At 70.7% G+C, this 24,840-nt stretch carries 21 protein-coding genes; 11 read left to right on the forward strand and 10 right to left on the reverse strand.

The features are described 5' to 3' along the window. Positions 1-3 precede the first annotated feature (3 nt). From gnd to dnaA, 3 genes are all read right to left on the reverse strand, one after another. Positions 4-1,104: a phosphogluconate dehydrogenase (NAD(+)-dependent, decarboxylating) gene (gene gnd, locus MWU75_RS15105; protein WP_247092309.1), complete on the reverse strand. Its 1,101-nt coding sequence runs from the start codon at positions 1,102-1,104 to the stop codon at positions 4-6. 67 nt (positions 1,105-1,171) lie between these two features. Further along, positions 1,172-2,305 (reverse strand): DNA polymerase III subunit beta, encoded by a 1,134-nt coding sequence (dnaN, locus tag MWU75_RS15110; protein WP_247092311.1) that lies wholly within the window; start codon positions 2,303-2,305, stop codon positions 1,172-1,174. A gap of 641 nt (positions 2,306-2,946) precedes the next feature. Next, positions 2,947-4,479 (reverse strand): chromosomal replication initiator protein DnaA, encoded by a 1,533-nt coding sequence (gene dnaA, locus MWU75_RS15115; RefSeq protein WP_247092313.1) that lies wholly within the window; start codon positions 4,477-4,479, stop codon positions 2,947-2,949. Between the two features lie 470 nt (positions 4,480-4,949). Here dnaA and rpmH point away from each other — a divergent pair, with 470 nt between their 5' ends. The 8 genes from rpmH to MWU75_RS15155 all read left to right on the forward strand — a co-directional run bounded on the left by rpmH (position 4,950) and on the right by MWU75_RS15155 (position 10,999). Beyond that, on the forward strand, positions 4,950-5,087 hold the full coding sequence (gene rpmH, locus MWU75_RS15120) for a 50S ribosomal protein L34 (RefSeq protein WP_247092315.1): 138 nt from the start codon (positions 4,950-4,952) through the stop codon (positions 5,085-5,087). A gap of 69 nt (positions 5,088-5,156) precedes the next feature. Next, positions 5,157-5,474, forward strand: a complete 318-nt coding sequence (gene rnpA / locus MWU75_RS15125) for a ribonuclease P protein component (protein WP_247092385.1) — start codon at positions 5,157-5,159, stop codon at positions 5,472-5,474. Then, positions 5,471-5,767 (forward strand): membrane protein insertion efficiency factor YidD, encoded by a 297-nt coding sequence (yidD, locus tag MWU75_RS15130; protein ID WP_247092317.1) that lies wholly within the window; start codon positions 5,471-5,473, stop codon positions 5,765-5,767. The genes rnpA and yidD overlap by 4 nt, the downstream gene beginning before the upstream one ends. A 53-nt stretch (positions 5,768-5,820) precedes the next feature. Further along, positions 5,821-6,834, forward strand: a complete 1,014-nt coding sequence (yidC, locus tag MWU75_RS15135) for a membrane protein insertase YidC (RefSeq protein WP_247092319.1) — start codon at positions 5,821-5,823, stop codon at positions 6,832-6,834. 54 nt (positions 6,835-6,888) lie between these two features. Next, a complete protein-coding gene (locus tag MWU75_RS15140) occupies positions 6,889-7,566 on the forward strand; it encodes a R3H domain-containing nucleic acid-binding protein (protein WP_247092321.1) in 678 nt (225 codons plus the stop codon). A gap of 280 nt (positions 7,567-7,846) precedes the next feature. Continuing rightward, positions 7,847-8,650: a 16S rRNA (guanine(527)-N(7))-methyltransferase RsmG gene (gene rsmG, locus MWU75_RS15145; RefSeq protein ID WP_247092323.1), complete on the forward strand. Its 804-nt coding sequence runs from the start codon at positions 7,847-7,849 to the stop codon at positions 8,648-8,650. A 227-nt stretch (positions 8,651-8,877) separates the two neighbouring features. After that, positions 8,878-9,849: a ParA family protein gene (locus tag MWU75_RS15150; protein WP_281497320.1), complete on the forward strand. Its 972-nt coding sequence runs from the start codon at positions 8,878-8,880 to the stop codon at positions 9,847-9,849. After that, entirely contained in the window at positions 9,842-10,999 is a 1,158-nt protein-coding gene (locus MWU75_RS15155) for a ParB/RepB/Spo0J family partition protein (RefSeq protein ID WP_247092327.1), read from the forward strand. The genes MWU75_RS15150 and MWU75_RS15155 overlap by 8 nt, the downstream gene beginning before the upstream one ends. A 60-nt stretch (positions 11,000-11,059) precedes the next feature. On the opposite strand, the gene trxA is transcribed toward MWU75_RS15155, so the two are convergent. The 7 genes from trxA to MWU75_RS15190 all read right to left on the reverse strand — a co-directional run bounded on the left by trxA (position 11,060) and on the right by MWU75_RS15190 (position 21,260). Next, positions 11,060-11,383: a thioredoxin gene (gene trxA / locus MWU75_RS15160; RefSeq protein WP_247092329.1), complete on the reverse strand. Its 324-nt coding sequence runs from the start codon at positions 11,381-11,383 to the stop codon at positions 11,060-11,062. Positions 11,384-11,488: 105 nt separating this feature from the next. Then, a complete protein-coding gene (gene trxB / locus MWU75_RS15165) occupies positions 11,489-12,493 on the reverse strand; it encodes a thioredoxin-disulfide reductase (RefSeq protein WP_247092331.1) in 1,005 nt (334 codons plus the stop codon). A gap of 252 nt (positions 12,494-12,745) precedes the next feature. Continuing rightward, entirely contained in the window at positions 12,746-13,645 is a 900-nt protein-coding gene (locus MWU75_RS15170; RefSeq protein WP_247092333.1) for a hypothetical protein, read from the reverse strand. Positions 13,646-13,790: 145 nt separating this feature from the next. After that, entirely contained in the window at positions 13,791-14,324 is a 534-nt protein-coding gene (sigM, locus tag MWU75_RS15175; RefSeq protein WP_247092336.1) for an RNA polymerase sigma factor SigM, read from the reverse strand. Continuing rightward, the gene (gene murJ, locus MWU75_RS15180; RefSeq protein ID WP_247092338.1) at positions 14,321-18,226 is read right to left on the reverse strand and encodes a murein biosynthesis integral membrane protein MurJ; all 3,906 of its coding nucleotides are present in this window, start codon (positions 18,224-18,226) and stop codon (positions 14,321-14,323) included. The genes sigM and murJ overlap by 4 nt, the downstream gene beginning before the upstream one ends. Further along, complete coding sequence (locus MWU75_RS15185) at positions 18,223-20,781, reverse strand: DUF6049 family protein (RefSeq protein WP_247092339.1); 2,559 nt, start codon at positions 20,779-20,781, stop codon at positions 18,223-18,225. Before MWU75_RS15185 ends, murJ begins: the two co-directional genes overlap by 4 nt. Next, complete coding sequence (locus tag MWU75_RS15190; RefSeq protein WP_247092341.1) at positions 20,778-21,260, reverse strand: NUDIX hydrolase; 483 nt, start codon at positions 21,258-21,260, stop codon at positions 20,778-20,780. Before MWU75_RS15190 ends, MWU75_RS15185 begins: the two co-directional genes overlap by 4 nt. Before the next feature lie 63 nt (positions 21,261-21,323). Between MWU75_RS15190 and MWU75_RS15195 the strand changes: the two genes are divergently transcribed. The 3 genes from MWU75_RS15195 (at position 21,324) to MWU75_RS15205 (ending at position 24,708) form a co-directional block, all read left to right on the forward strand. Beyond that, complete coding sequence (locus MWU75_RS15195) at positions 21,324-22,793, forward strand: CCA tRNA nucleotidyltransferase (RefSeq protein ID WP_247092344.1); 1,470 nt, start codon at positions 21,324-21,326, stop codon at positions 22,791-22,793. A gap of 168 nt (positions 22,794-22,961) precedes the next feature. Further along, positions 22,962-23,618 carry a YdeI/OmpD-associated family protein gene (locus MWU75_RS15200; RefSeq protein ID WP_247092345.1) on the forward strand — a complete coding sequence of 219 codons (657 nt, stop codon included), beginning with the start codon at positions 22,962-22,964 and terminating at the stop codon, positions 23,616-23,618. Positions 23,619-23,736: 118 nt separating this feature from the next. After that, positions 23,737-24,708: a quinone oxidoreductase gene (locus tag MWU75_RS15205; RefSeq protein WP_247092347.1), complete on the forward strand. Its 972-nt coding sequence runs from the start codon at positions 23,737-23,739 to the stop codon at positions 24,706-24,708. The last annotated feature ends 132 nt before the right edge of the window (positions 24,709-24,840 follow it).

Genomic DNA, 24,840 nt, shown 5'->3' on the forward strand with positions numbered 1-24,840 from the left:
GGCTCAGCCCCGCTCGTCGGAGTCCGTGGAGCCGGACCCTGACGACGGGCCGTCCTGCGGGCTCGGGGTGCCGTCGGTCTCCCCGGACCCGGACGTGGGTCCTGCCTCGGCGGCCTCGGCCTCGGCGGACTCCCCACCGGGGGCTTCCGATCCCGCACCGGGACGGGCAGCGCCCTCGTCGTGCTTGGGCTCTGCGCCCGGGTGGATCTGCTCGGCTTCCTCGTCGAGCATCTTGACGGCGTGCCCGCCGAACTGGCCGCGGAGTGCGGCGACCGCCTGCATGGCGGGTGAGTTCTCCTGGCGGGAGGCGAACCGGGCGAAGAGCGCGGCGCTGAGCACCGGCATCGGCACGGCGTGCTCGATGCCCTCGATGAGCGTCCAGCGGCCCTCACCCGAGTCGCTGGTGTACTCGCTGATCCCCTCGAGCCCGGGCGTCTCGTCGAGGGAGCGCACCAGTAGGTCAAGCAGCCACGAACGCACCACGGTGCCGCGGGTCCACGCCTGGAAGACGCCCTTGACGTCCTTGACGGCGTCCTTGGCGGTGAGCAGCTCGAAGCCCTCGGCGTAGGCGTGCATGAGGCCGTACTCGATGCCGTTGTGCACCATCTTCGCGTAGTGGCCGGCACCGACGTCACCGGCGTGGACCCACCCCTCCTCGCGCGGCCCCTCCGGGCGGAGCGTGTCGAAGATCGGCAGCGCCTTCTGGACCCACTCCGTCTCGCCGCCGCACATCAGCCCGTAACCCTCGGTGATGCCCCAGATGCCACCGGAGACGCCGCAGTCGACGTAGCCGATGCCCTTGGTCGCCAGCTGCTCGTGGTGCTTGACGTCGTCGGTGAAGTGGCTGTTGCCGCCCTCGATCACCAGGTCGCCCTCGCTGAGCAACTCGCCCAGCTCATCGACGGTGCTCTGCGTCGGAGCCCCGTGGGGCACCATCACCCACACCACACGGGGGGCGTCCAGCGCCTCCACCAGCGCCTGCAGGCTGTCGACGTCGCGGACCTCGGGGTTCAGGTCGTAACCCACCACCTCGTGACCGCCCTTGCGCAGTCGGTCGCGCATGTTGGCGCCCATCTTGCCCAGTCCGATCATTCCCAGCTGCATGGTCCTGGCTCCTTCGGTCGCGGTGGTCGTGTAATGCCGGTCGACCAGAGGTCGACCCCAGGTCTACTCAACCAGCGAATCGGACGGGCATCAGCACATAGCGGTAGGTCTCGTCGGACTCACCGTCCATCTCGGCCTGTCCGGAGAGGACCGCAGGCTTGGAGGGCTGGGTGAAACTGATCCGCGCGAAGGCGGTGCCCAGGGCGGACAGTCCGTCGAGCAGGAACTGCGGGTTGAACGCGATCTCCAGCTCGGGGCCGGTCAGGGTGCTCTCGATGGCCTCGCTGCCCTGGGCGTCGTCCCCGGTGCCCGCCTCGATCGCCACCTGACCCTGGGAGAAGCGCAGGCGCACCGGGGTGTTGCGCTCGGCCACCAGCGCGACCCGGCGGACCGCCTCGAGGATCGTGTGGGTCTCGACCACGGCGACCGTGTCCACGCTGGAGGGGAAGATCGAGGTGACCTTGGGGTACTCACCGTCCAGCAGCCGCGTGGTGGCGCGGCGGGAGCCGGCCTCGAAGCCGATCAGCCCCTCGCCCCGGGCGGCGTCGCCGAGGGCCACCTGGATGGAGCCTGCGGCACCGAGCGCCTTGGCCGTCTCGGACAAGGTGCGCGCCGGGATCAGGGCCACGTGCGAGACATTGGGGTCCTGCGGCGCCCAGGTGAGCTCGCGCATCGCCAGGCGGTAGCGGTCGGTTGCGAGCAGCGTCATCTTCTCGCCCTCGATCTCGACGCGGACACCGGTGAGGATCGGCAGCGTGTCACCGCGGTCGGCCGCGATGGAGACCTGGCTGACGGCATTGGTGAAGACGTCGCCGGCCACGCTGCCGCTGCCCTCGCTCGAGCTGGGCAGCGACGGGTAGTCGCTCACCGGCATCTGGATCAGCGAGAACCGGCTGGAGCCGCACACCAGCTGGACCTTGGTGTTGTCCGTGGAGACCTCGACCGGCTTGTTCGGCAGGTTCCGCGCGATGTCGGCCAGCAGCCGGCCCAGCACGAGGACCTCGCCGCCCTCGGTGACGTCGGCCTCGACGGTCACCGTGGCCGAGATCTCGTAGTCGAAGGCGGACAGGGTCAGGGTGCCCTGATCGTCGGCCTGCAGCAGCACTCCCGCGAGGACGGGGACCGGGGGGCGGCTGCTCAGGCCGCGAACGACCCACGCGACGGCTTCGGACAGGACATCGCGGTCTACGCGGAACTTCACGACGGTCAGCCCTTCACGGATGCGGTTGGTGGACTTTGTGGCCCGGGCCGACGGTCAGTCGGCGCGTGGATGATGACATTAGCCTCCCGGGTCCGATGCGCCAACACCTGGACCCTGACTCGGTGGTGATCGGTCGGGGGTCAGCAGGGACGCGGGGCGAGGCCTCCCCAGAAGATAGTTGGTCTTCGTCATAGGCGTTGTGGATCCTGTGGATAACCGTCGAGGACCGCAGGTCGGCGCGGCGATTCACCGTGTGTATGCCGGGTGGACACCCTGGGGGAGGTGGAGCACCGGGTGGGGACGACGCGGCCCCGTCCACAGACCGGTGCCACGTCATACCAAGGATGTGCCCATCCCGGCCCGCGTTGGTCACAGGCACTCCCCGGGTCCTCCACAAGCACGCGGAGGGGCGGGCGTCCACGGACTGAGCCCCGTGGATGGACGGTAGGTGAACGGGAAAGTACTACCCACAGAGTTATCCACAGGCTGGGGACAAACTGGTGATGTTGCAGGTAAAGAGCGGGTAAAGCCGGTGGACGAAGCTGTGCACGCCCAACGCTGGGCGAGGCGAGGTCGTGTCACGAAGGCCTCGGCGATCAGCTCGCCGATCGTGGAGTCCGCCCACCTCGTGCCGCGAGTTGTCAGCGGGCGGACGCCTTGCGGATCTGGCCGGTGAGCTCGGTGATCTGGTCGTAGAGGGCGCGCCGCTCACCGATGAGCTGTCGGATCTTGCGCTCGGCGTGCATCACGGTCGTGTGGTCTCGGCCGCCGAACTCCTTGCCGATCTGGGGCAGGGACATGTCGGTGAGCTCGCGGCTCAGGTACATCGCGACCTGTCGGGCGTTGACCAGGGCGCGGGACCGGGAGGTGCCGCAGAGATCGTCGACGCTGATCCGGAAGTAGTCGGCGACCTCGGTCATGATCGTGCCGGCCGTGATCGCGGCGGCGTCACCGCTGGGGATGATGTCCTTGAGCACGTGCGCGGCCAGCTCGGCGCTGACCGGCTGCCCGGACAGCGAGGCGAAGGCGGTGACCCGGATCAGGGCGCCCTCGAGCTCGCGGATGTTGGTGGTGATCTTGCTGGCGATCAGCTCCAGCGTGTCATCCGGTGCCGTCATCCCCTCCTGGGCGGCCTTCTTCTTCAGGATCGCGATGCGCGTCTCCAGGTCCGGCGGCTGCACGTCGGTCAGCAGGCCCCACTCGAAGCGGCTGCGCATCCGGTCGGCGAAGCCGGACAGCTTCTTGGGGGGCTGGTCGGAGGTGATGACGACCTGCTTCTCGCTGTTGTGCAGCGTGTTGAAGGTGTGGAAGAACTCCTCGACCGTCTGCTCCTTGCCCTGCAGGAACTGGATGTCGTCGATGAGGAGGAAGTCGACGTTGCGGTAGCGCCGCTGGAACGCCCCGGCCTTGTCGTCGCGGATGCTGTTGATGAAGTCGTTGGTGAACTCCTCGGAGTTCACGTAGCGCACCCGCACGCCCGGGTAGAGGTTGCGGGCGTAGTGCCCGATCGCGTGGAGCAGGTGCGTCTTGCCCAGCCCGGACTCGCCGTAGATGAACAGCGGGTTGTAGGCGCGGGCGGGCGACTCGGCGACGGCGAGCGATGCGGCGTGGGCGAACCGGTTGGACGAGCCGGAGACGAAGGTGTCGAAGGTGTACTTCGGATTGAGCCGAGGGTCCATGTCGGCAGCCGGCTCGCCCTGGGCCGACGCGCCCGGCCGCGCGGAGCGGCCTCGTTCGCCGACTACGGGGCCACGGTCCTGGGGCGAGGTGCCGTTGTCCCAGGGCTGACCGTCGGCCTGCTCGGTGCGGGACGGGTCGGCGTGGGGTGGGGCGTCAACGTCCTGGGACTCACGGGATGGCGGCGAGTCCTGCGGTGTGGTCAAGGTGTCGGCCTCGCCCTCGACCTGACGCCGGAGCAGGTCGTCGACCGTGATGGCCAGCCGCACATCGAGGGTCAGGACGCGGGAGAGCGCCTCGCGGACGGGCTCGCGCAGCGTGGTCTCGAGCGTTTCCTTGGTGTGCTCATAGGGCACGGCCAGCAGTGCGGTGGAGTCGATGAGTCCGACCAGGCGGACCATCGCCAGGTAGGCCCGGTCCCGGGGAGAGGTGTCGTCCTCCAGCTGCCCGATGGTGTCGCGCCAGACCTCGGTGTAGTCGACTTCTGGCTGCGTCACGGTCGTGGACCCCTTAACTGTCGGCCTGGCCTCGGTCCACGTACCGTACCCCGAGTGTCCACAGGCTTATCCACACCTGTGCATAGATCCGTGGACAGAACTGACCGAAGCCGGGACCGTAACAAGGATGACGGTGCGAAGGCAAGTGCTGGAGCAGAGAATTTCTTGACCGAGCGGCAGTATGTCGGCGTGTCGCCACCGCGGTGCCGGCTGGACGGGCGATGATGGCCGGTTCGTCGGCGGTCGCCGGAGGTCCCGCCGGTTTGACCTGGGTCACCCCGCTCCCGTACCTTTGGAGACGGCCTGTTGTCTCGGCCGTTTTCGCCTGCCCACGAGTGGTGGCCCGCAGTTCACGTCTTCTACGTGGGTCTCGACGGCGTGGGCTTTCGATTGCGGCCGGTCCGCGAGCCGCCCCACCCAGACCAATGTGTCAGGCAGCACGACCCAGTGCTGCGGTAACGGAGTACCAAGTGAGCAAGCGCACCTTCCAGCCCAACAACCGTCGTCGCGCCCGCGTGCACGGCTTCCGCCTGCGGATGCGCACCCGCGCCGGCCGTTCCATCCTGGCGTCCCGCCGGGCCAAGGGCCGCACCAAGCTGTCTGCCTGAGCAGCCCGAGCTGACCGCGCAGTGCTGCCGCGTCACCACCGTCTGACCCGACCGCGGGACTTCTCCGCGGTGCTGCGGGGAGGCGGCAGTGTGACCCAGCGCCGACGCGCCGGCACGCCGCTGCTCGTGGTGCACTGCGCCGCGGTGACCGACTCGAGCCAACCGGCGCGGGTCGGTTTCATCGTGTCCCGGGCGGTCGGCAACTCCGTTGTGCGGCACCGTGTCTCGCGCCGCCTGCGGCACCTGGTGGCAGGTCGTTTGGGCACGCTGGCTCCGGGCACCGACCTGGTGGTCCGGGCCAACGCCGCTGCAGCAGGGGCGACCTCCGCGGCGCTCGGCGCGGCGCTCGACCAGGCGCTGACCAGTGTGTGCCGGGAGTCGCGATGAGCACCGCCGTGGGGGAGACGCGCACCGTGGGTGGCTACCTCGCGCTGCCGCTCATCTGGTTGGTGCGCGCCTACCAGGTCCTGGTCTCCCCGCTGCTCGGCCCCTCGTGCAAGTTCTACCCGTCGTGCTCGGCCTACGCGCTGACCGCGCTGCGCCGCTACGGCCCGGTGAAGGGAACCTGGCTGGCGGCCCGTCGGTTGGGTAGGTGCCACCCCTGGAGCCACGGGGGCGTGGACCACGTCCCCGCCCGGGAGTCAGGGCGTGACCCCGGACACCACGACACTGATCTCTGACCACACCAGCGGACGCACGTGAGATCGCGGCCCGCACCGACACCGAGGACCACATGCTAGACACTCTGCTCTGGCCGTTCACCTGGCTCGTCTCATCGATCCTGGCCGGTTTCCACTGGATCTTCGCCTCCCTGGGCATGGAGGACTCCAACGGCCTGACCTGGGCGCTGTGCATCGTCGGTCTGGTGATCGTCCTGCGACTTCTCCTGATGCCGCTCTTCGTGCGGCAGATCCACTCCCAGCGCCGGATGCAGATGATCCAGCCGGAGCTGATGAAGATCCAGAAGAAGTACAAGGGCAAGAAGGACGACATCTCCCGCCAGAAGATGCAGGAGGAGACCTTCGCCCTCTACAAGCGGCACGGGACCAACCCGTTCTCCTCGTGCCTGCCGATCCTGGCGCAGATGCCGTTCTTCTTCGCGCTGTTCCGGATCCTGAACTCCGTCCCGGCCATCGCCAGCGGAGACAAGACGGTGCCGGGCTTCTTCACCCAGGAGCTGGCCATCGCGATGAACGATGCGACGATCCTGGGCGCCAAGCTCTCCTCCAGCTTCCTGCACAGCGACGACACCTCGGCCAAGATCCTGTCGGTGGTGCTGATCATCGCGATGTCGGTGACGACGTTCACCACCCAGCACCAGCTGATGCGCAAGAACATGCCGGCCGCGGCCCTGGACAACCCCATGGCACGGCAGCAGAAGATCCTGCTCTATGCCCTGCCCCTGATCTTCGCGGTCACCGGTGTCAACTTCCCGCTCGGCGTGCTCATCTACTGGACCGTGTCCAACCTGTGGACGATGTGCCAGCAGTTCTACGTGATCCGTCGTATGCCGGCACCTGGCTCCCCCGCCGAGAAGGCCCTGGAGGAGCGCCGCCTGGCCAAGGGCAAGCCGGTGAAGAAGATGCAGCTGACCCCCGCTCCCGAGGAGGCCGAGGTCAGTGGAGGTTCCGGTGGGGGTGGCTCCGGACTCAGCGGCACCGGGGGCACCGCACACCGCGGCGGCCAACGCGTCCAGCCCCGCAGCAAGAAGCGCAAGAAGAGCGGCAACCGTCCCAAGGGACGATGACGAGCACGCTCGCACCCAGACCATGACCCACCCCCGCACAACCCAGGAGCCTTGGTGAGCACCGAACCCATGACACAGGGACAGCCCGATCAGGACCAGGACGAGTCGACCGTGGTCGACGTCGCACCTCTGCCGGAGGAGCCCGACCAGGATGCCGTTGGAGAGTCGGACGCGCCGGCGCAGGCCTCCGCGGAGACGTCCGAGGAGACCGGTGAGAGCAGTGCTCTCGCGGCGGACGGTGCTAGCCGTCGCGGTGGGCGTCACGAGCACCTCGAGCACGAGGGTGAGGTCGCGGCGGACTTCCTGGAGACGTTGCTGGACATCGCGGACCTCGACGGCGACCTCGAGGTCAACGTCGAGGGCGACCGGGCGGCCGTGGCCATCGTCGACTCCGAGGACGGGCCGGCTCCCAAGGCCCTCGTGGGTCGTGACGGCGCCGTGCTCGAGGCCCTCCAGGAGCTGACTCGGCTCGCGGTGCAGGCAGAGACGGGCGACCGGAGCCGGCTCATGCTGGACGTCGCCGGGCACCGTGCGGGCCGCCGGGCCCAGCTGGTGGAGCTGGCGCGGACCACCATCGAGCAGGTCAGGGAGAGTGGCGATCGGGCCGAGCTCGAGCCGATGTCCGCCTTCGAGCGCAAGGTCGTCCACGACGAGGTGCTCGCGGCCGGACTCGTCTCGGAGTCCGAGGGCGCCGAGCCGCAGCGCTACGTCGTGATCCTGCCTGCTGGCTGAATCGCGAGCGCTGCAGCCACGTCCCACCCCGTACGCACCGACCCACGCACGCACCGATTCAGGTACGCACTGACCCACCCAGGAACCGACCCACCCAGGACTTCCAGGGTGGGTCGGTGCGTGTCTGGAGGCAGGTGCCTGGTGTGTCACGCCGGGGTGACAGACTGTGCAGCGGTCGGAGCCGCAGGAGGATTCGCAGCAGACAGGCGCGGGGCAGCGCGCACGCGCCCGCCCCGCCCCGCGACACACTCGGAACAGCGCAGGATGGAGGACGTTTCACGTGAAACACGAGATGGGACAGGCGGGTCTGCCCGGGCGGCCACCGCCCGTCGCGGCTGAGGTCTTTGGCAACCGCCTGCCGCTCGCCGAACACTTCGCGCACCTCCTGGCGGACACGGGCGTGACGCATGGTCTGATCGGTCCACGGGAGACCCCACGGCTCTGGGACCGCCACCTGCTCAACTGCGGCGTCGTGGAGTCCGTGCTGCCGCACCGGACTCGGCTGGTCGACGTTGGATCCGGCGCCGGACTCCCCGGGATGGTCCTGGCCATCGCGCGGCCTGACCTGGATGTGGTGCTCGTCGAGCCGATGCTGCGCCGCACCACGTGGCTGGAGACCGCGGCTGCGGAACTGTCTCTCGGCAACGTCCAGGTGTTGCGCGGCCGGGCGCAGGACTTCTGGGGCAAGCTGCGGGCACCGGTCGTGACAGCACGCGCGGTGGCCCGCATCGGTGAGCTGGCCTCCTGGTGCCTCCCGCTGCTGGAGGCCGACGGCAGGTTGATGGCGCTCAAGGGGGCCAGTGCCGCGCAGGAGCTCGCCGAGGACGAGGCGACCGTCCGCCGCGCAGGCGGACGAGAGACCCAGGTCATCGTGCTCGGGGAGGACGTGCTGCCGGAGCCGACCAGACTCGTCGAGGTGCGCATCGGCCCCTCGACGGTGCGCCCGACGGTGCCCGCCCAACAGAACGGCAAGAGCCCCGGCCGTCGGCGCAGGCCCACGCCGGGAGGCCAGCCCGGCGCACAGAACCAGCGGTCCGCGCCCCACCGGCGTGGGTCCACGGAACCGGGACCACGTGGGAGATGATGCAGGGGATGAAAACCCTCACCCTCAAGGAGCCGACGACTCGCCTCGGATGGCCTACCCAGGACCGCGGCGTCGCAGAGCCAGCACTCCTCGATGGTGCCGGCACGACGATCGTCACGGGACGCTCTGCGGCGAAGGTCGGGTGGCCAGGTGCGTGCACAGCAGCCCCAAGTGCGGGGTCTCCCAGCGAACCAGGGCGTGTTTCACGTGAAACGGAGTCTTCGGCCATGACGACCGCACCGACGGCCACGACCACCTCCGTTGACGTTCCACGTGAAACACGCGAGGACGGTGCGACACGTCCACAGGAGCCAGCAGGTCACGACGAGTCCCAGGTGGCACCGAGCCCGCGGCTCGGCAGCTCACGGCTTCCCCGTCCTCGCGAGACCCGGATCCTGACCGTCGCCAACCAGAAGGGAGGCGTCGGCAAGACCACCACGACGGTGAACATGGCGGCCGCCCTGAGTCAGTCGGGGCTGAACGTGCTCGTGGTGGACATGGACCCGCAGGGCAATGCCAGCACCGCGCTCGGGATCCCGCACGGCGGCGACACGGCGGGCATCTACGACGTACTGATCGACGGGACCCCTCTGGCGGAGGTCGTGCGGGAGAGTCCGTCCCTGCCCGGGCTCTGGTGCGCGCCGGCGACCGTGGACCTGGCGGGAGCCGAGATCGAGCTGGTGCCGATGGTGGCCCGCGAGAGCCGGTTGCGGAAGGCCATCAGCGCCTACCTGAGCGCCCGGGCGAAGGCCGGAGATCCCTTCGACTATGTCTTCATCGATTGCCCGCCCAGCCTCGGGCTGCTGACGATCAACTCCTTCGTGGCCGGTTCGGAGGTGCTCATTCCGATCCAGTGCGAGTACTACGCCCTGGAGGGCCTGAGCCAGCTACTCACGAACATCGAGCTGATCCGGGAGCACCTGAACCCGTCCCTGGAGGTCTCGCACATCCTGCTGACCATGTATGACGGACGCACCCGACTGTCCGCGCAGGTCGCCGACGAGGTGCGTGCGCACTTCAGCTCCCAGGTCCTGCGGACCTCGATCCCGCGATCGGTCCGGATCAGCGAGGCCCCCAGCCACGGGGAGACGGTCATGACCTACGACCCCATCAGCAGCGGCGCCCTGTGCTATCTGGAGGCCGCGAAGGAAGTCGCCCGTGCCGCACGGGCCGGACAGGAAGGCAGCACGGATGACTGATCGACGACGAGGACTGGGCCGCGGACTGGGAGCGCTGATCCCTCCTGCGCCCACGGGAGTCGACCGGCCACGCGATGTCTTCTTCCCTCGCCAGACAAGCGTTTCCGCAGGTCAGAGCGCTGCGATGGCCCTGCTGGACAAGTCGGTGGATGAGTCCTCGGACGTCGCGGATCTGCAGACCGGGGGGCCGAGGGATGTCGACCAGCCGGCCGTCGATCAGGCGGCCGTCGATCAGGTGGTCGTCGACCAGGTGCGGGTCGACGATCAGGGTGTTGCTTCGTCGGGCGGGGACACGGCGCAGGACGTGGCGACCGAGCAGGACCAGGACCTGGCGACAGAGCAGGACCTGGAGCAGGTGCCGGGCGCACGGTTCGCCGAGCTCCCGGTGGAGCAGATCGTGGCGAACCCCCGCCAACCGCGCCAGGTCTTCGACGAGGACGAGCTGGCGGAGCTGGAGCACAGCATCCGTGAGATCGGCGTGCTGCAGCCTGTCGTCGTCCGTGCCGTCGCCAGCGGCTATGAGCTCATCATGGGTGAGCGTCGCCTGCGCGCGACCCGGAATGTCGGCCTGACGACCATTCCGGCCATCATCCGGGACACCGGCGATGAGGACATGCTTCGGGACGCGCTCCTGGAGAACCTCCATCGGGCACAGCTGAACCCGTTGGAGGAGGCCGCGGCCTATCAGCAGCTGCTCGAGGACTTCGGCTGCACCCACGAGGAGCTCGCGACGCGCATCGGTCGATCCCGCCCGCAGATCAGCAACACCCTGCGGCTGATGAAGCTACCCCCGTTGGTGCAGCGCCGGGTCGCCGCAGGCGTGCTCAGCGCCGGGCACGCCCGGGCGCTCCTCGGCCTGTCGGACGGCGCGGCCATGGAACGCCTGGCCCAGCGGATCGTCGCCGAGGGCCTGTCGGTGCGCAGCGTCGAGGAGATCGTCCTTCTCGGCGAGGGGGGCGAGCCCGCCAAGAAGCGCCCGTCAGGTCCGCGCGAGACCCAACCCGAGCTCGAGGACCACGCGGCACGCCTGGCGGATCGTCTCGACACCCGGGTGGCGATCGCCATGGGCAAGCGGAAGGGTCGGATGACGGTGGAGTTCGCCTCGCTGGAGGACCTGGAGCGCATCCTGGGCCTGCTCGGCTCGGAGTAGCCCACAACACGCAAACGCCCCGGACCACGGAGGTCCGGGGCGTTCGCGACCGACGAGCGATCAGTTGAGGTAGTCCTCCAGCTCGCGCACGAGCTTCTGCTTGGGCAGCGCCCCGACGAGGGTCTTGACGACCTCGCCGTCCACGTAGACGTTCATGGTCGGAATGCCGGTGATGCCGTAGCGCCCCGTCACGCCAGGGTTGTCGTCAGTGTTGAGCTTGACGACCTGGATCTTGTCGGCATACTCCTCGGAGAGCTCCTCAAGGATCGGAGCAACCATCTTGCACGGCCCGCACCAGGGCGCCCAGAAGTCGACCAGGACCGGAGTGGACTGGTCGAGGACGTCGGCCTGGAACTCGGCGTCGGAGGTGTGCTTGGTAGCCATTGGGATTCCTTCCCTCGTGGTGTGCTGCCGTGGTGTCCCGCGTGGAGCAGGTGTGGCAACGTCTCTGAATTCAGTTGTGGCAGTTGCTATTTGAGTAAATGGAGGTCAGTGGACGAGCTCAGCGACGCCCTGCTGCGCGTCCTGGTTGGCGAGGAAGCGCTCGGCGTCGAGCGCTGCCGAGCAGCCCGTGCCGGCTGCGGTGATGGCCTGGCGGTAGGTGTGGTCCACGAGGTCGCCACAGGCGAACACCCCGGGCAGGTTCGTGGCCGTGGTGCGACCCTCGACGAGCACGTAACCCTCGTTGTCGAGCTCTACCTGGTCGCCGATCAACTCGTTGCGCGGGTCGTGGCCGATGGCCACGAAGACGGCCGCGAACTCAGCTTCTCGCTCCAGCCCGGTCACCGTGTCACGCAGGGTGACCCCGGTGAGCTTGGGGTCACCGTGCAGTGCGACGACCTCGGAGTTCCAGGCGAAGGTGATCTTGGGGTCGTTCATGGCCCGCTCGGCCATGATCTTGGAGGCCCGCAACTCGTCGCGGCGGTGGATGACGGTCACGGACCGGGCGAACCGGGTCAGGAACGTGGCCTCCTCCATGGCGGAGTCGCCACCACCGACCACGGCGATGTCCTGGTCACGGAAGAACGCCCCGTCGCAGGTCGCGCACCACGACAGACCGTGGCCGGAGAGGCGCTTCTCGTCCGGCAGACCGAGCTCACGGTAGGCCGACCCCATCGCCAGGATGACCGTGCGCGCCCGGTGGACCTGGCCGTTGGCGTCGGTCACCAGCTTGACCGGCCCGGTCAGGTCCAGCGCGGTCACGTCGTCGCGGACCAGTTCGGCACCGAAGCGCTCGGCCTGACCGCGCATCGCGAACATCAGGTCAGGACCCATGATGCCGTTCTCGAAACCCGGGAAGTTCTCGACGTCCGTGGTGTTCATGAGGGCGCCACCAGCGGTGACCGCACCCTCGAAGAGTAGTGGTCGCAGGTTCGCCCGCGCGGCGTAGACCGCCGCCGTGTAGCCGGCCGGGCCTGACCCGACGATGATCACCTCACGCACGTCGCCCTCGGCCGGAACGGGTGCGGTCGGCTCCACGGGAATAGTGATCATGCAGGAATCTCCAGTGCGCGTCGTCGGGTCCACGGCACCCACCTCGGGGGCACCATCGTTGTGCTCAACCGATCCTACGTGCTGGATGTTCCCGCGCCCTGGATGTTCCCGCGGCGGGCAGAGCCTGTGCCCAGAGCGGACAGGGTTGGGACCGGACTGGACAGGGTTGGGACCGGACTGGACAGGGTTGGGGCCGGACTGGACAGGGTTGGGGCCGGACTGGACGGGATCAGGCCCTGGCGGGGCGCAGGATCAGGGAGCGAGGGTGACCGGGCCCGAGAAGATCTCCCGGCAGTCGGCGCTGAGCACCCAGGCCACGTCGTCCTCGGGGTTCACGGCGACCACGAGCCGGGCCGCCTCGTCGTCCCACTGTGCCTCCGAGAGCAGGAACCGCTCGGCCGAGTCCGAACGGACAGTGCTCGCCGTGAGGCAGTCAACGCCCTCGCCCGCGCTGAGCTCGCGCTCTGCGGGACCGGACGCGAGCAGGGCCGTCACCTGGTCCGCCCAGCCGGTGGCCGACAGGTCGATGCTGCCCTCGAGGCCCACGACCACGGTGCGCGCGGGCAGGGGACCGGCAACGCCCATCTCCTCGTCGCCGTTGCCGGCCACTGCGCCGTCGGTCTCCTCGTCTGCCGCGCTCTCGCTCGAGGCTGGCGCCTCGCCGAGCGCCCCGTCCTCCGTGGCAGCCTCCCCGCCGGCGTCCGCACCGGCGTCATCGGCGCCGCCCGCGTCCCCGGACTCCTCACGGTCGGCGGAGTCGCTGGCCGCGGGGTACTGCGCGGAGACCCCGGCATCCGTGTCACCGTCGCCGAACAGCTGGGTCACCGACACCGTGGCCACCATGGCGACCGCGGCCGCGCCCCCCAGCCACAGCAGCGTGCGGCCGGGACGCCGACGGGTCCGCTCGGCCTCGAGGGACACCAGCGAGCCCCCACCGGTGGCCGAGGCCGTGGAGTCCGACGCGGTGTCCGGGGCCGGGGTGTCGGAGGCCGCCGCAGCACGTCGCCGCTGCTCCAGCTCAAGGCTCTGCGAGATCCGGGCGACCAGGTCCTCCGGCATGGGGCCGGGGTCGGGAAGGTTGGCGAGCATCGCCCGGACGCCGGTGGGGTCCATGTCGTCGGACGGGGTGGGTTCGTGGCGCGACCCAGTCACTGGGACCTCCTTACGGGTGCGTTGAGCGGCTTCGCCAGGTGGGGCTGCCAATGTGCTCCACGGGGATACGACGCACGGCCGGCCGCAGAGGTTCCCGAGCCAGCGCGGCTCGTGGATGTGAGGCGTGCCACGGTGTCCTGCGTGCTCATGCCGGCTCCAGCAGCGCTGCCATGGCGGCCCGTCCTCGTGCGCAGCGTGACTTGACCGTGCCCTCGGCCACCTCAAGGATCTCGGCGGCCTCGGCGACGCTCAGCCCGTGCATGTCCACAAGGACCAGTGCCATCTTCTGCCCCTCGGGGAGCTGGTCCAGGGCCTCGCGCACGTCGAGGCGGACCTCGACGCTGCGGTGGTAGTCGCGGGGCTCCACCGGGTCGTGATCGGCGATGTCGGCGGTCGGCTTGACCCGGCGGAGGCGGTCCAGGCAGGCGTTGACCACGATGCGGTGCAACCAGGTCGTGACGGCCGCGTCACCACGGAAGGAGCCGGCGCGCCGGAAGGCGTTGATGAAGCCGTCCTGGACCGCGTCGGCGGCGAGCTCGGGGTCACGGGTGGTCCGCAGGGCCACCGCCCACATCCGGTCCTTGTGCCGCCGGAACAGTTCACCAAACGCCTCGGCGTCACCGTCGTTGTGCAGCGCGAGCAGCTCCTTGTCCGAGCGTTCAAGCAGGTCAGCCGTCATGAGCGGGCGGTCACCTCGGCCACCTTGACGATCTCGCCGCCCGGCCCGGCCCAAGCCCGGTCGAACCAGATGACGATGTAACGGCCCTCGACCGGCTCCTCGGCGTCGACCGTCCAGGTGCCCGACGCGGAGTCGGACGTGCCGATCACCGTGCCGCTGGTGTCCGGGCTGTCACCGACGTGGATCGTGGCGCCGTAGTCACCCTCGGGGAACTCCACGGTCACCTGGGAGATCGACTGGGTCTCGCCGGTGTCGATCACCAGGCCGACGCCGTCCTTCAGGCCACCCCAGTTGGGCGTGAGGTAGGTGAAGGTGTTCCACCAGGTCTCGGGGTCACCGTCGATGGCCCGCGCGGTCAGGTCCGGCTTCTCCTCGCCGCCGTTGCTGTCGAAGTCGCTGGCGCCCACGAAGGAGATCTCGGCGCCGGGCTCGGGGGCCGCGGTGGTCTCCTGGACGTCGTCCGTGGTCTCCTGGACGTCGTCGGTGGTCTCGGTCTCGCCGTCGGTCGTGGGCGAGGAGGTGGTCAGCGGGGGCTGGTCACCGGCGTCGGTGTCGTCGCCGAGGGTGCTGATCGCCAGGTAGGCGGCGTAGAGAGCGGCTGCGAGCAGCACACCGATGATCGCGAGCACGATCCAGCTCTGTCGGCCGGAGGAGTCGCGTTCGGGAAGCCCGGGGGGCAGGCCGCGGTCGGGCGTCTGTGCGTAGCCGTCGCCCAGGGCGACACCCTCGTCCTCCGCCTCGTATGACGTGTGGTCGGCAAGGCTGCCCGCTCGCTCGTCCTCGGGCAGGGTGGAGCGGTAGTAGGCCTGCTCGCTGGGGGCCACCGGCATCGCGCTGGTCTCCGACCGACCCGGCGTGCGGTCGCGCGCGGCGGCTGCCCCCACCGCGGCCGCGCTCGCGGCTGTCGCCGCGGCACCGGCACCGCTGGGCTCATCGGTGCCCCGCGGTCTCGGTCGTGGGACGGCAGCACCGCCCTCGCCCGTCACGATCTCCGAGGACCAGGGCGCCAGCTGGCGGGCGAGCTCGCCGGGGGTCGCGGGACCGGCGCCGGGGTCGTAGTCCAAGGCGAGCATCTGACGGCAGAGGGCGTCGAGGTCGCCGGGCACTCCGGCCACCACCTCGGAGGCGGCGGCCAGCGAGCCGTCGGAGAGGCGCCGAGCCGAAGGGAGCCCCTCGATCTCGTCGCCGGGCCACCGGCCCGTCAGCCCGGTGTAGAGCAGACTGACCAGGTCGCCGGTGTCGATCAGCGAGGACTCACGGGCGCCGATGTCGTCGGTCTGCTCGATCGCGGCGGTGACGCCGACGCCGGAGACCTTGACGCTGCCGTCCCGCGTGCGCAGGACGGAGTGGGGGTTGAGGTAGAGGTGGTGCAGCCCGCGGCGCCGCGCGGACTCCATGCCGACGGCTGCCTCGCCGACGATCCGGCGGGCCTCCTCGGCCGGCAGCGGCTGCGAGGCGGTCAGGGAGGCCAGGGACTCGGCGTCGGGCAGGCCCTCCTCGACGATCCAGCAGTAACCTTCCTCCTCGCCGACGTCGAGCACCCGCACCAGACGCGGGTCGTCGACCCCCGCGGTGCGCCGCGCACCGTCCAGCACGGCGTGGGCCAGGATGGCGCGGTCACCGGTCGAGGGCAGCAGGGTGACGGCGACCAGACGTTCGAGGGTGGTGTCCTGCGCGGACCAGTACTCCAGGACGTCGCCGCGCTGGGCCAGCAGCTCCTCCAGGGCATAGCGACGCCCCAGCATGGTGCCCGGCTCGATGCCCATACCCCACACCTCCCAGTCCTGCGCGTTCCCGGTTGCTCCGGCCAATCCTAGGCTGGGTCCGCCCGTGGTCCATGCCGACGGGCCCTCTTCTGCGTGCCGAAGGTCCTGATAGGCGGCCTGCCACCCCGTGTCGTCGGGGCCAGCGAACGGGTCCACGCCGCGATGCTCCGCACCCGTGCGATGGTGGCCGTCCTCGTCGTGGGGGAGGTCCGGGCCGTCCTGGTCGTGGGGGAGGTCCGGGCCGTCCTGGTCGTGGGGGAGGTCCTCGTCGTGCGGGCGGTCCCCGTGGGGTCCCGCCTCGTCGAAGAACCAGGGATCCCCCTCGGCTGCCTCAGTGCCGTGGTGCTCGCCCCCGACGGCATCGTGCCGTCCCGGCTGACCGGTCGAGGACCGGTCGGCTGAGCCGTGCGCGGGATGGGCGCCGGTGGCGGAGGCCGCCCGCTGCGCAGACTGGGCGTCGCGCGGCCCGGTCGCTGCGCCGACCGGCTGCCGTCCGCGTCCGAGACGACGCAACAGGGGCCCGGCGGCCTCGGCGAGCTCGGTGACGCCGAGACGGTGGGCGACCGCTCCGTAGACCAGGAAGAACAACGGTCCGCCCACGAAGAGCATGACCAGCGCCCCGACCCGCCCGTCCAGCAGCGCTCGCGTCCCCAGGACGACCAGCAGCAGGACGGCGGCGGCAACAAGGGTGGCCAGGATGATGCGGGAGTAGCTGCGGAACACGTCGCCCAGCGGCAGGCGGCCGAGCTTGCGGCGCACCCAGTACAGGCCCAGGACGGCCGCCGCGGCCTGCCCGAGCGTCTGGGCGAAGCCGACACCGATCGCGGTGCGCTCGGCGGGCAGTGTCGCGGCGACCAGGATCCCGATGATCGAGATCGTGGTGATCGCCACCTGCAGCTTGAAGGGTGTCCACCCGTCCTGGAAGGCGTGGAAGATGCGCCCGGAGAGGATGTACACGGCATACGGGGCCAGGCCGATGACCATCGCCATGGTCACCCAGGCGGTGGCCTGGGTCTCGGCGGCGGTGTTGTTGAAGAACAGGATGCTCGTGATCGCGGGGGCGAGGATGAACAGCCCGATGCTGATGGGCACCATGGCGACGCCCAGGAGCCGCAGCCCGTGGCGGTACTGCACGCCCAGACCGGAGAGGTCCTCCGCCTGCGCCGAGCGGGACATCTGCGTGAACATCGCGGTGATCAGCGAGGTCGCGATCAGGCTGTGCGGCAGGATGTAGATGAGGAAGGCGTTCTCGTAGAGGATCTTGCCCGGGGCCGACTGATCGATGGTGGTCGCCCGGTTGAGCACGTTGGTCGACAGCCACATCCCGGCCTGGGAGACCCCGATGATCGCGAGCATCCACAGGGCCATCCGGGAGGCTGCGCCCAGACCCACCCCGCGGAAGCCCCACCGGGGGCGGTAGCGGAAGCCGGAGCGCCAGACCGGCCAGATCAGCACACCGGCCTGGACGGCGACCCCGAGCGTGGCGGTGCCGGCGAGCAGCCAGATCATGCTCCCGGTCCACTCTCCCGGCCCGATCGTCCGGGCCTCGGGGTAGAGCGTCATGAAGAGCACGATCCCGACGATCGCCACGATGTTGTTGGCGACCGGGGCCCACATGTACCACCCCCACTTCTCGCGGGAGTTCAGGATCTGTCCGAGCAGGGTATAGACGCCGTAGAAGAAGATCTGCGGCAGGCACAGGTAGGCGAAGGTGATCGCGAGCGCCAACTGCTCACCGGACCAGGTCAGGGCGTAGAACCGGGTCAGCACCGCCGCGCCCGCCGTGAAGACGACCGTGATGAGCAGCAGTCCGGCCAGGGCCAGGGTGATCAGTCGGTCGGTGAAGTCGCGGCCCTTCTCCGGGCTCATCGCCATGGCCCGGGTCAGGGCGGGGACCAGCACGACGTTCAGGACACCGCCGGCCAGCAGGATGTAGATGGTGTTCGGCAGGGTGTTGGCGGTCTGCCAGGCGTTGCCGGCGGGGGAGTTCAGGACACCGATCGCGCCGGCCAGGAGGAGCACCCGCACCATGCCGAGGATCCGGGAGACGAACGTCCCGGAGGCCATGAGCGCGCTGGCCCGCGCCAGGGAGGCCGACGAGGCGCCGCTGTGCGCGGTGGCGGGCTGCTCGCTCACGGACTCTCCAGTTCGGGCCCGGCGGGCGGGACGCGCGGCTTAGGGGGCTGGGTGGCGGGCCGGGGGCGCAGGGCGCGCACCAGGCCGAGGACCAGGATGGCACCCGCGACACCGCCGAGCAGCCAGTAGATCCAGACGCCCGTCGGCCGGACCCGCACCTCGGTCTCCGCGACCTGCCCCACCGGCGTGCCGTTGGGCGTGCTCAGGGTGGTGTTCAGCGGCACGTTCCCGGCGGCGATGGCCTTGGCCCGGAACTGGACGGTTGCCCGCGACTCCGGCCCGATGGTGATCGGCTCGGGCTGCGCCAGGATCCGCAGCCGGGCGTTGCCGGGCCGGACCGTCATCCGCAGGTCGTCGATCTGGAGCGGGAGCTCGTTGGTCACGGTGATCAGGATGACGCCCTCGTCGGCGAAGAAGTTGATCGTGGTCGGGTTGATCGTCAGACCCTCGAGGATCTCCTGCGAGACCGCGGCGGCCTGCTCGACCGGTGCGTCCCACAGGTCGGGGTCCTGACGCCACCGGGCGGAGTACTGCCGGTCCAGGGCGCGCCACCACGTCTCGCACGCCTCCTCGCTGCCGGGCACGATCTCGCAGGCACCGTCCAGGTCGGCCCGCGCCTGCTCCACCCCGGTGATGCGCGCCGCGGTCAGCGGGCTCGGGCCGGGGCGGGAGTATGCCGTGAGGTCGCCTTCCACCGGTGCCGTCCCGGTGAGTGCCACCGGGGCCGGGTCGGCCGAGTCCAGCAGCTGGGTCGCGGTGGCCTGCGCCAGCCACGGCGCAGTCTCCGAGACGCTGACCAGGCGACGCAACGTGGTGGCGTCGACGGTGGCCGCGCGCGGGATCGCCACGACCACCGACCGGTCCTGTGCCGGCTGCTCCTGGTAGGTGGCGAGCGTCTCGGCGAGGAAGCGCTGGACGCCGCGACCGTCCCGCTCCGGCTCCCCGGCGGTTGCGACGATGCCGCTGAGCCGCTCGTCGTAGCCCAGCAGGGTGGTCCCCGAGGTGTGCGTCACCGCGGCCGACCCGGTGTGCGCGTCGTCGGTGACGGCACTGGAAGGCAGCACCGTCCCGGCCAGGGCGCCGTTGCCGACGCCCTTGGTGCCCAGGGCGCCACCGGCATGGGTCCAGACCCGGCTGAGCCGGTCGATCAGCTGGTCGTCGATGCTGGTGGCCAGCGGCCAGGCGACGTCGGTGCGGCCGGCGGCCACCGGGGTCTGGGCCGGGGGGCGGCCGACCAGGGCGGCGACGTCGCTCACCTCCTCGTCGAGCTCCAGCATCGCGCCGGTGTCGGTGTCACCGACCGGGAGCCACCAGAGCTGCTCTTCCGGGACCGTCGCGAGCTGCTCGGCCAGGGCCCGGACCGCATCCTCGGTCGTCGGTGGCGTCGGCGGCTCGACCGGTTGCTGCGGTGCGTCGGGGTCGTCCGGGCCGCCGGTCGTGGTGGCCTCCGTCCCGTCGGCCGGGGGAGTCTCGGTCGCGGCGGGTGCGAGCGGTGTCGGCGCAGGGGACAACTCCCCATCGGGCTCCGGACCGGACGTCTGGGTGTCCGAGGACCCAGGTTGCGGCTCCTCAGGGGTGCTCGTGGCGTCGTCCCCTGGGTGCTCCGTCGGCTGCGACGTGGGCTGCTCGGTGGGCTCCTGGGTCTGCTCGGGCGTCGGCGTCGGCTCCTCGCCCGGTGGCGCCACGGCCTCGGTGAGCGACGCGACGGGGTCCAGGGGCTCCAGGATGGCCGGGTCGACCACGAAGGTGGCTGCGGTCCCCGCCAGACCCTCCAGCAGCGCGGTGTTGCGCGACCCGGGCCCGATCGCCGCCGCCCAGGCGGCCGCCCTGGTCTCGTCATCGGGATCCACCAGGGCGGCACCCCCAGGCAGGGTCAGCGGCGCCACCCAGGCGATGTCGATCGGGTTGAAGCTGTCGTCCTCCGTCGAGCGCCACGGCAGGAAGGTGCGCAGCTCACTGCCGGCCATCGACTGGGCCTCCTGGCCCTCCGACGCCGGGGGCTCGGTCACCTCAATGCGCAGGGGGAGCGTGGCGAAGTCGAACCCGGGCTCAAGTGCCTCCGCCGGGGCGGGCGCGTAGAAATGCACGAGGGCCCCGGGGGCGAGGAGGGCACCGATGTGGTCCTCGGCGATCACGTTCGGCGTCGCCAGATCACCGGTCACCGCCCACGCGTCCACGGCCGCCCGGGTGTCCAGACCACGGTAGGCGGTGCTGACCCGCACGTCATGCACCATCACCGGGTCCGGGCCGGCGTTGCTCAGGGTGCCGGTGAGCAGGACGCCGGTGCCCGGTCCGGCGATCGCGGGTGTCACGGCGTCCAGGCGGACCTGCACCGGGACGAGGTCGGGATCGGCCGCGGTCACGTCCGTGGAGGTGGTGGGGATGGCGGTGGAGGTGGTGGTGGCGGCTGCGGTGGAGGTGGTGGTGGCACCTGCGGTGGAGGCGGTGGCGAGAGGCGCAGGGGCGAGCATGACCACGAGAGCCAGCGCCACGGCATACGACACGAACACGAACAACGAACCGCGCCACCGGGGCACGGCACCTCTGCGGCTCACGCCGTCCCGGCCAACCTCGCCCAGGCGACCTGGGCGATCCGGCGCTCGTTGGGGAAGGTGAGCACGCGGTGCGCCTCGGTCAGCGGGCACCAGATGGCGTCGAAGGCCTCCTGGTCAGGATCCCCCTCGACCGACAGCTCGCCGCCCATGGCCTCGAGCAGGTAGTGGTGCACCCGTTTGTGGATCCGGTGCTGCGGCGTGGAGAACCAGTAGTCCACCGTGCCCAGGGTCAGCAGCACGCGGCCGATGATGCCGGTCTCCTCGGCGACCTCCCGCTCCGCGGCCTGCTCCAACGTCTCACCGGGCTCCATGTGCCCCTTGGGCAGGCACCACTCGACCCGGCCGGCCCGGTTGCGCCGCGCGATGATCGCGATCCGCGCCGCGCCCTCGTGGATGTCGATGACGACGCCACCCGCCGAGGTCTCCTGCACCGACGGCAGATGGTTCTGCCATCGGCGCGGAGGCGGAGCGGTGGTCATCTTGCTCACTCTAACGAGGCGGGGGCCCGTTCCGGTGCCGCGCGGGCCGTAGGCTTGATGCTCGTGTCCAACTCTCCGTCCGAGCCCGAGCTGCTGGCCCGCGCCGTCCGCCACCTGGCGCCGGTGCTGCCCGTGCTGAGCGAGCTCGGTGAGCGGTTCCGCGAGGCGGGGCACGAGCTGGCGCTGGTCGGGGGACCGGTGCGCGACGCCTTCCTCGGTCGCTCCTCACCCGACCTGGACTTCACCACCTCCGCGCGCCCCGAGCAGATCGAGGCGGTGCTGGCGGGGTGGGCCGAGCAGACCTGGGACATCGGACGGGCGTTCGGCACCATCGGCGCACGGCGGGAGGGTCACACGGTCGAGATCACCACCTACCGCGCCGACGCCTACGACCCCGACTCCCGCAAGCCGGTCGTCGCCTTCGGCGACAACCTCGAGGACGACCTGGTGCGCCGGGACTTTACCGTCAACGCGATGGCGCTGCGCCTGCCCGAGATGCTCTTCGCCGATCCGCACGACGGCCTCGGTGACCTGGCCGCCGGGGTCCTGACCACACCGCATACTCCGCAGATCTCCTTCTCCGACGACCCGCTGCGGATGATGCGTGCGGCCCGGTTCACCTCCCAGCTCGGGCTGGTGGTGACGCAGGAGGTGCGGGCAGCCATGACCGACATGGCCGGGCGTCTGGCGATCATCTCGGCCGAGCGGGTCCGGGACGAGCTGAGCCGGCTGCTGCTGGGGGCCGACCCGCGCGCCGGCCTGGAGCTGATGGTCGACACCGGGCTGGCCGACATCGTGCTGCCCGAGCTGCCGGCGCTGCGGCTGGAGATCGACGAGCACCACCGGCACAAGGACGTCTACGAGCACTCGCTGACGGTGCTGGAGCAGGCCATCGCCCTGGAGGACGAGCCGGGGGCCGAGGGGCCGGACCGCGTCGTCGGCCCTGACCTCGTGCTCCGCCTCGCCGCGCTGCTGCACGACGTGGGCAAGCCGGCCACCCGCCGGTTCGAGAAGGGCGGCGGCGTCAGCTTCCACCACCACGAGGTGGTCGGGGCCAAGCTCACCCGGGCGCGGCTGCGGGCACTGCGCTACGACAAGGACACCGTCAGGGCGGTCTCCCGGCTGGTCGAGCTGCACCTGCGCTTCCACGGCTACGGCGGTGGCGAGTGGACGGACTCTGCGGTGCGGCGCTATGTCACCGACGCCGGCCCCCTCCTGGGCCACCTGCACAAGCTGACCCGGTCGGACTCCACGACCCGCAACCGGCGCAAGGCCGAGCGGCTGGCCCGCACCTACGACGACCTGGAGGCCCGGATCGCGCGCCTGCGGGCGCAGGAGGAGCTCAACGCCGTCCGCCCGGAGCTCAACGGCAACGAGATCGCCGAGATCCTGGGCATCTCGCCCGGGCCGGTGCTGGGCCGGGCCTACAAGCACCTGCTCGCGGTCCGCCTGGACCAGGGCCCGATCGGTGCCGAGGCCGCCGCCGAGGAGCTGCGCCGCTGGTGGGCCGAGCAGCCCGAGGCTCAGGGCTGACCGAGCGGTCCGTGGCGCGTTCCTGAGTGCCACCGCGGCACTCGGTGCGGGTTCCGCTGTCGGCGGGTTCCGCTGTCGGTGCCCGTCGGCATACTGGCCCTGAGGCAGGTCCGGTCGGTGGTCAACTGGCCGGTCAGGCCCAGCCCACGCGATGACGGAAGGACGGCGATGACCGAGCACGGACGGATGGGTGGGACGCCGGAGCGCCCGGCCCGCTTCTTTGCCTCAGCGGAGGAGTTCGACGCGTGGCTCGCCGCGCACCACGACAGTGAGACCGAGCTGTGGATGGGGCTCCACAAGAAGCACGTGCCGGATCACGGGCTGACCTGGGCAGACGCCGTCCCGGTCGCGCTGTGTTGGGGCTGGATCGACTCCGTGGCCCAGCGGATCGACGAGGACTCGCGGCGGCAGCGGTGGACGCCCCGGCGGGCGGGCAGCAACTGGAGCGCGATCAACATCGCGCTCGTGGAGGAGCTGATCGCGGGCGGCCGGATGCAGCCCTCTGGCCTGGCCGTCTTCGAGGCGCGGCGGGAGGACGCCTCAGCCGTCTACTCCTACGAGCGCCCTGAGCAGGCCCTGACGGAGCAGTATGCCGCCCAGCTCGCGGCCTCCGCCGCAGCCACCGCCTTCTGGGAGGTGGCGCCACCGTCCTATCGCCGCCTGGCCCTCACGTGGGTGCTCACCGCCAAGCAGGAGGCCACGCGCGACCGCAGGATGACCCAGCTCGTGGAGGACTCCGCGGCGGGGCTGCTGATCCGCCCGCAGCGCTACGGCGACGTCCCGAAGTGGGTCGAGCGCGCCGCCGCCGCCGCAGCAGAGAGCTAACGTCCTGCACCTACGGGGTCCCGACCCTGTGGGTGCAGGACATAGTGGCGGAGGCGCGCGAGTCGGCGACCCGGCGTTTCGGCATACTGGGAGGACACCCAAGGATGCTGGAGGCAACGTGCGTGCGGTCGTGGTCAGTGAGCAGGGCGGTCCGGAGGTCCTGGAGCTCGTCGAGCGGGAGACGCCAGAGCCCGGGGAGGGGCAGGTGCGGGTCGACGTCGCCGCGGCGGGCGTGAACTTCATCGACATCTACCAGCGCTCCGGTGCCTACCCGATGCAGACGCCGTTCGTGGCCGGCTCGGAGGGAGCGGGCACGGTGAGCGCTGTCGGGGCCGGGGTCGACGGGGTCGCGGTCGGTGACCCCGTGACGTGGGCCATGGTCGCCGGGACCGGCTACGCCGAGCAGGTGCTGGTGCCGGCGGACCGGGTGGTGCCCGTCCCTGCCGGGGTGGACCCCGAGCTCGCGGCGGCCGTGATGCTGCAGGGGATGACCGCGCACTACCTGGTCGAGACCACCTTCCCCGCCCGTGAGGGGCAGACCGCCCTGGTGCACGCCGCGGCCGGGGGCGTCGGGCTGCTGCTGTGCCAGCTGCTCGCGGCCAAGGGGGTGCGGGTCATCGGCACCACCTCGACCCCGGAGAAGGCCGAACTGGCCCGTGCCGCGGGTGCCTCGGACATCGTCTTCTACCGCGACCAGGACCTGGTCACCGAGGTGGAGCGGCTCACCGACGGCGAGGGTGTCCACGTCGTGTATGACGGGGTGGGCGCCACCACCTTCGACGCCGGTCTGCAGGTGCTCCGGCCCCGCGGGACGATGGTCCTCTTCGGGGCCTCCAGCGGCCCCGTGCCGCCGATCGACCCGCAGGTCCTCAACCAGCGCGGCTCGCTCTTCCTCACCCGGCCCTCCCTGGCGCACTATGTCGCCGACCGGGCCGAGCTGCTGGAGCGGGCGGGTGACGTGCTCGGTCGGGTGGCCGCCGGCACCCTCGACGTCCGCGTCGGGGGCCGGTACCCGCTGGCCGACGCCGCTCAGGCGCACACCGACCTCGCCTCGGGTCGCACGACCGGCAAGCTGCTGCTCCTTCCCTGACGGCGCACTGGCCGGTTCCCTGACCGTCCCGCGACAGGCACAATGGGGAACCGATGGGGGAAGGCCTCCGTCACACCGCCGTCAGACACCAGGGGCCATGGGGGCCTGCCAGGACCGCAGGAAGGGACCGTG

Origin of the sequence: Ornithinimicrobium sp. F0845 (assembly GCF_023015765.1) — a bacterium.
Classification (GTDB): Bacteria; Actinomycetota; Actinomycetes; order Actinomycetales; family Dermatophilaceae; genus Ornithinicoccus.

Excerpts from the sequence above, each read along its gene's own strand:
- trxB (WP_247092331.1), bottom strand. The coding sequence starts at position 12,493 with ATGATCACTATTCCCGTGGAGCCGACCGCACCCGTTCCGGCCGAGGGC.
- MWU75_RS15200 (WP_247092345.1), top strand. The coding sequence starts at position 22,962 with ATGACCGAGCACGGACGGATGGGTGGGACGCCGGAGCGCCCGGCCCGC.
- MWU75_RS15150 (WP_281497320.1), top strand. The coding sequence starts at position 8,878 with ATGACGACCGCACCGACGGCCACGACCACCTCCGTTGACGTTCCACGT.
- yidD (WP_247092317.1), top strand. The coding sequence starts at position 5,471 with ATGAGCACCGCCGTGGGGGAGACGCGCACCGTGGGTGGCTACCTCGCG.
- MWU75_RS15190 (WP_247092341.1), bottom strand. The coding sequence starts at position 21,260 with ATGACCACCGCTCCGCCTCCGCGCCGATGGCAGAACCATCTGCCGTCG.
- yidC (WP_247092319.1), top strand. The coding sequence starts at position 5,821 with ATGCTAGACACTCTGCTCTGGCCGTTCACCTGGCTCGTCTCATCGATC.
- gnd (WP_247092309.1), bottom strand. The coding sequence starts at position 1,104 with ATGCAGCTGGGAATGATCGGACTGGGCAAGATGGGCGCCAACATGCGC.
- trxA (WP_247092329.1), bottom strand. The coding sequence starts at position 11,383 with ATGGCTACCAAGCACACCTCCGACGCCGAGTTCCAGGCCGACGTCCTC.
- MWU75_RS15155 (WP_247092327.1), top strand. The coding sequence starts at position 9,842 with ATGACTGATCGACGACGAGGACTGGGCCGCGGACTGGGAGCGCTGATC.
- sigM (WP_247092336.1), bottom strand. The coding sequence starts at position 14,324 with ATGACGGCTGACCTGCTTGAACGCTCGGACAAGGAGCTGCTCGCGCTG.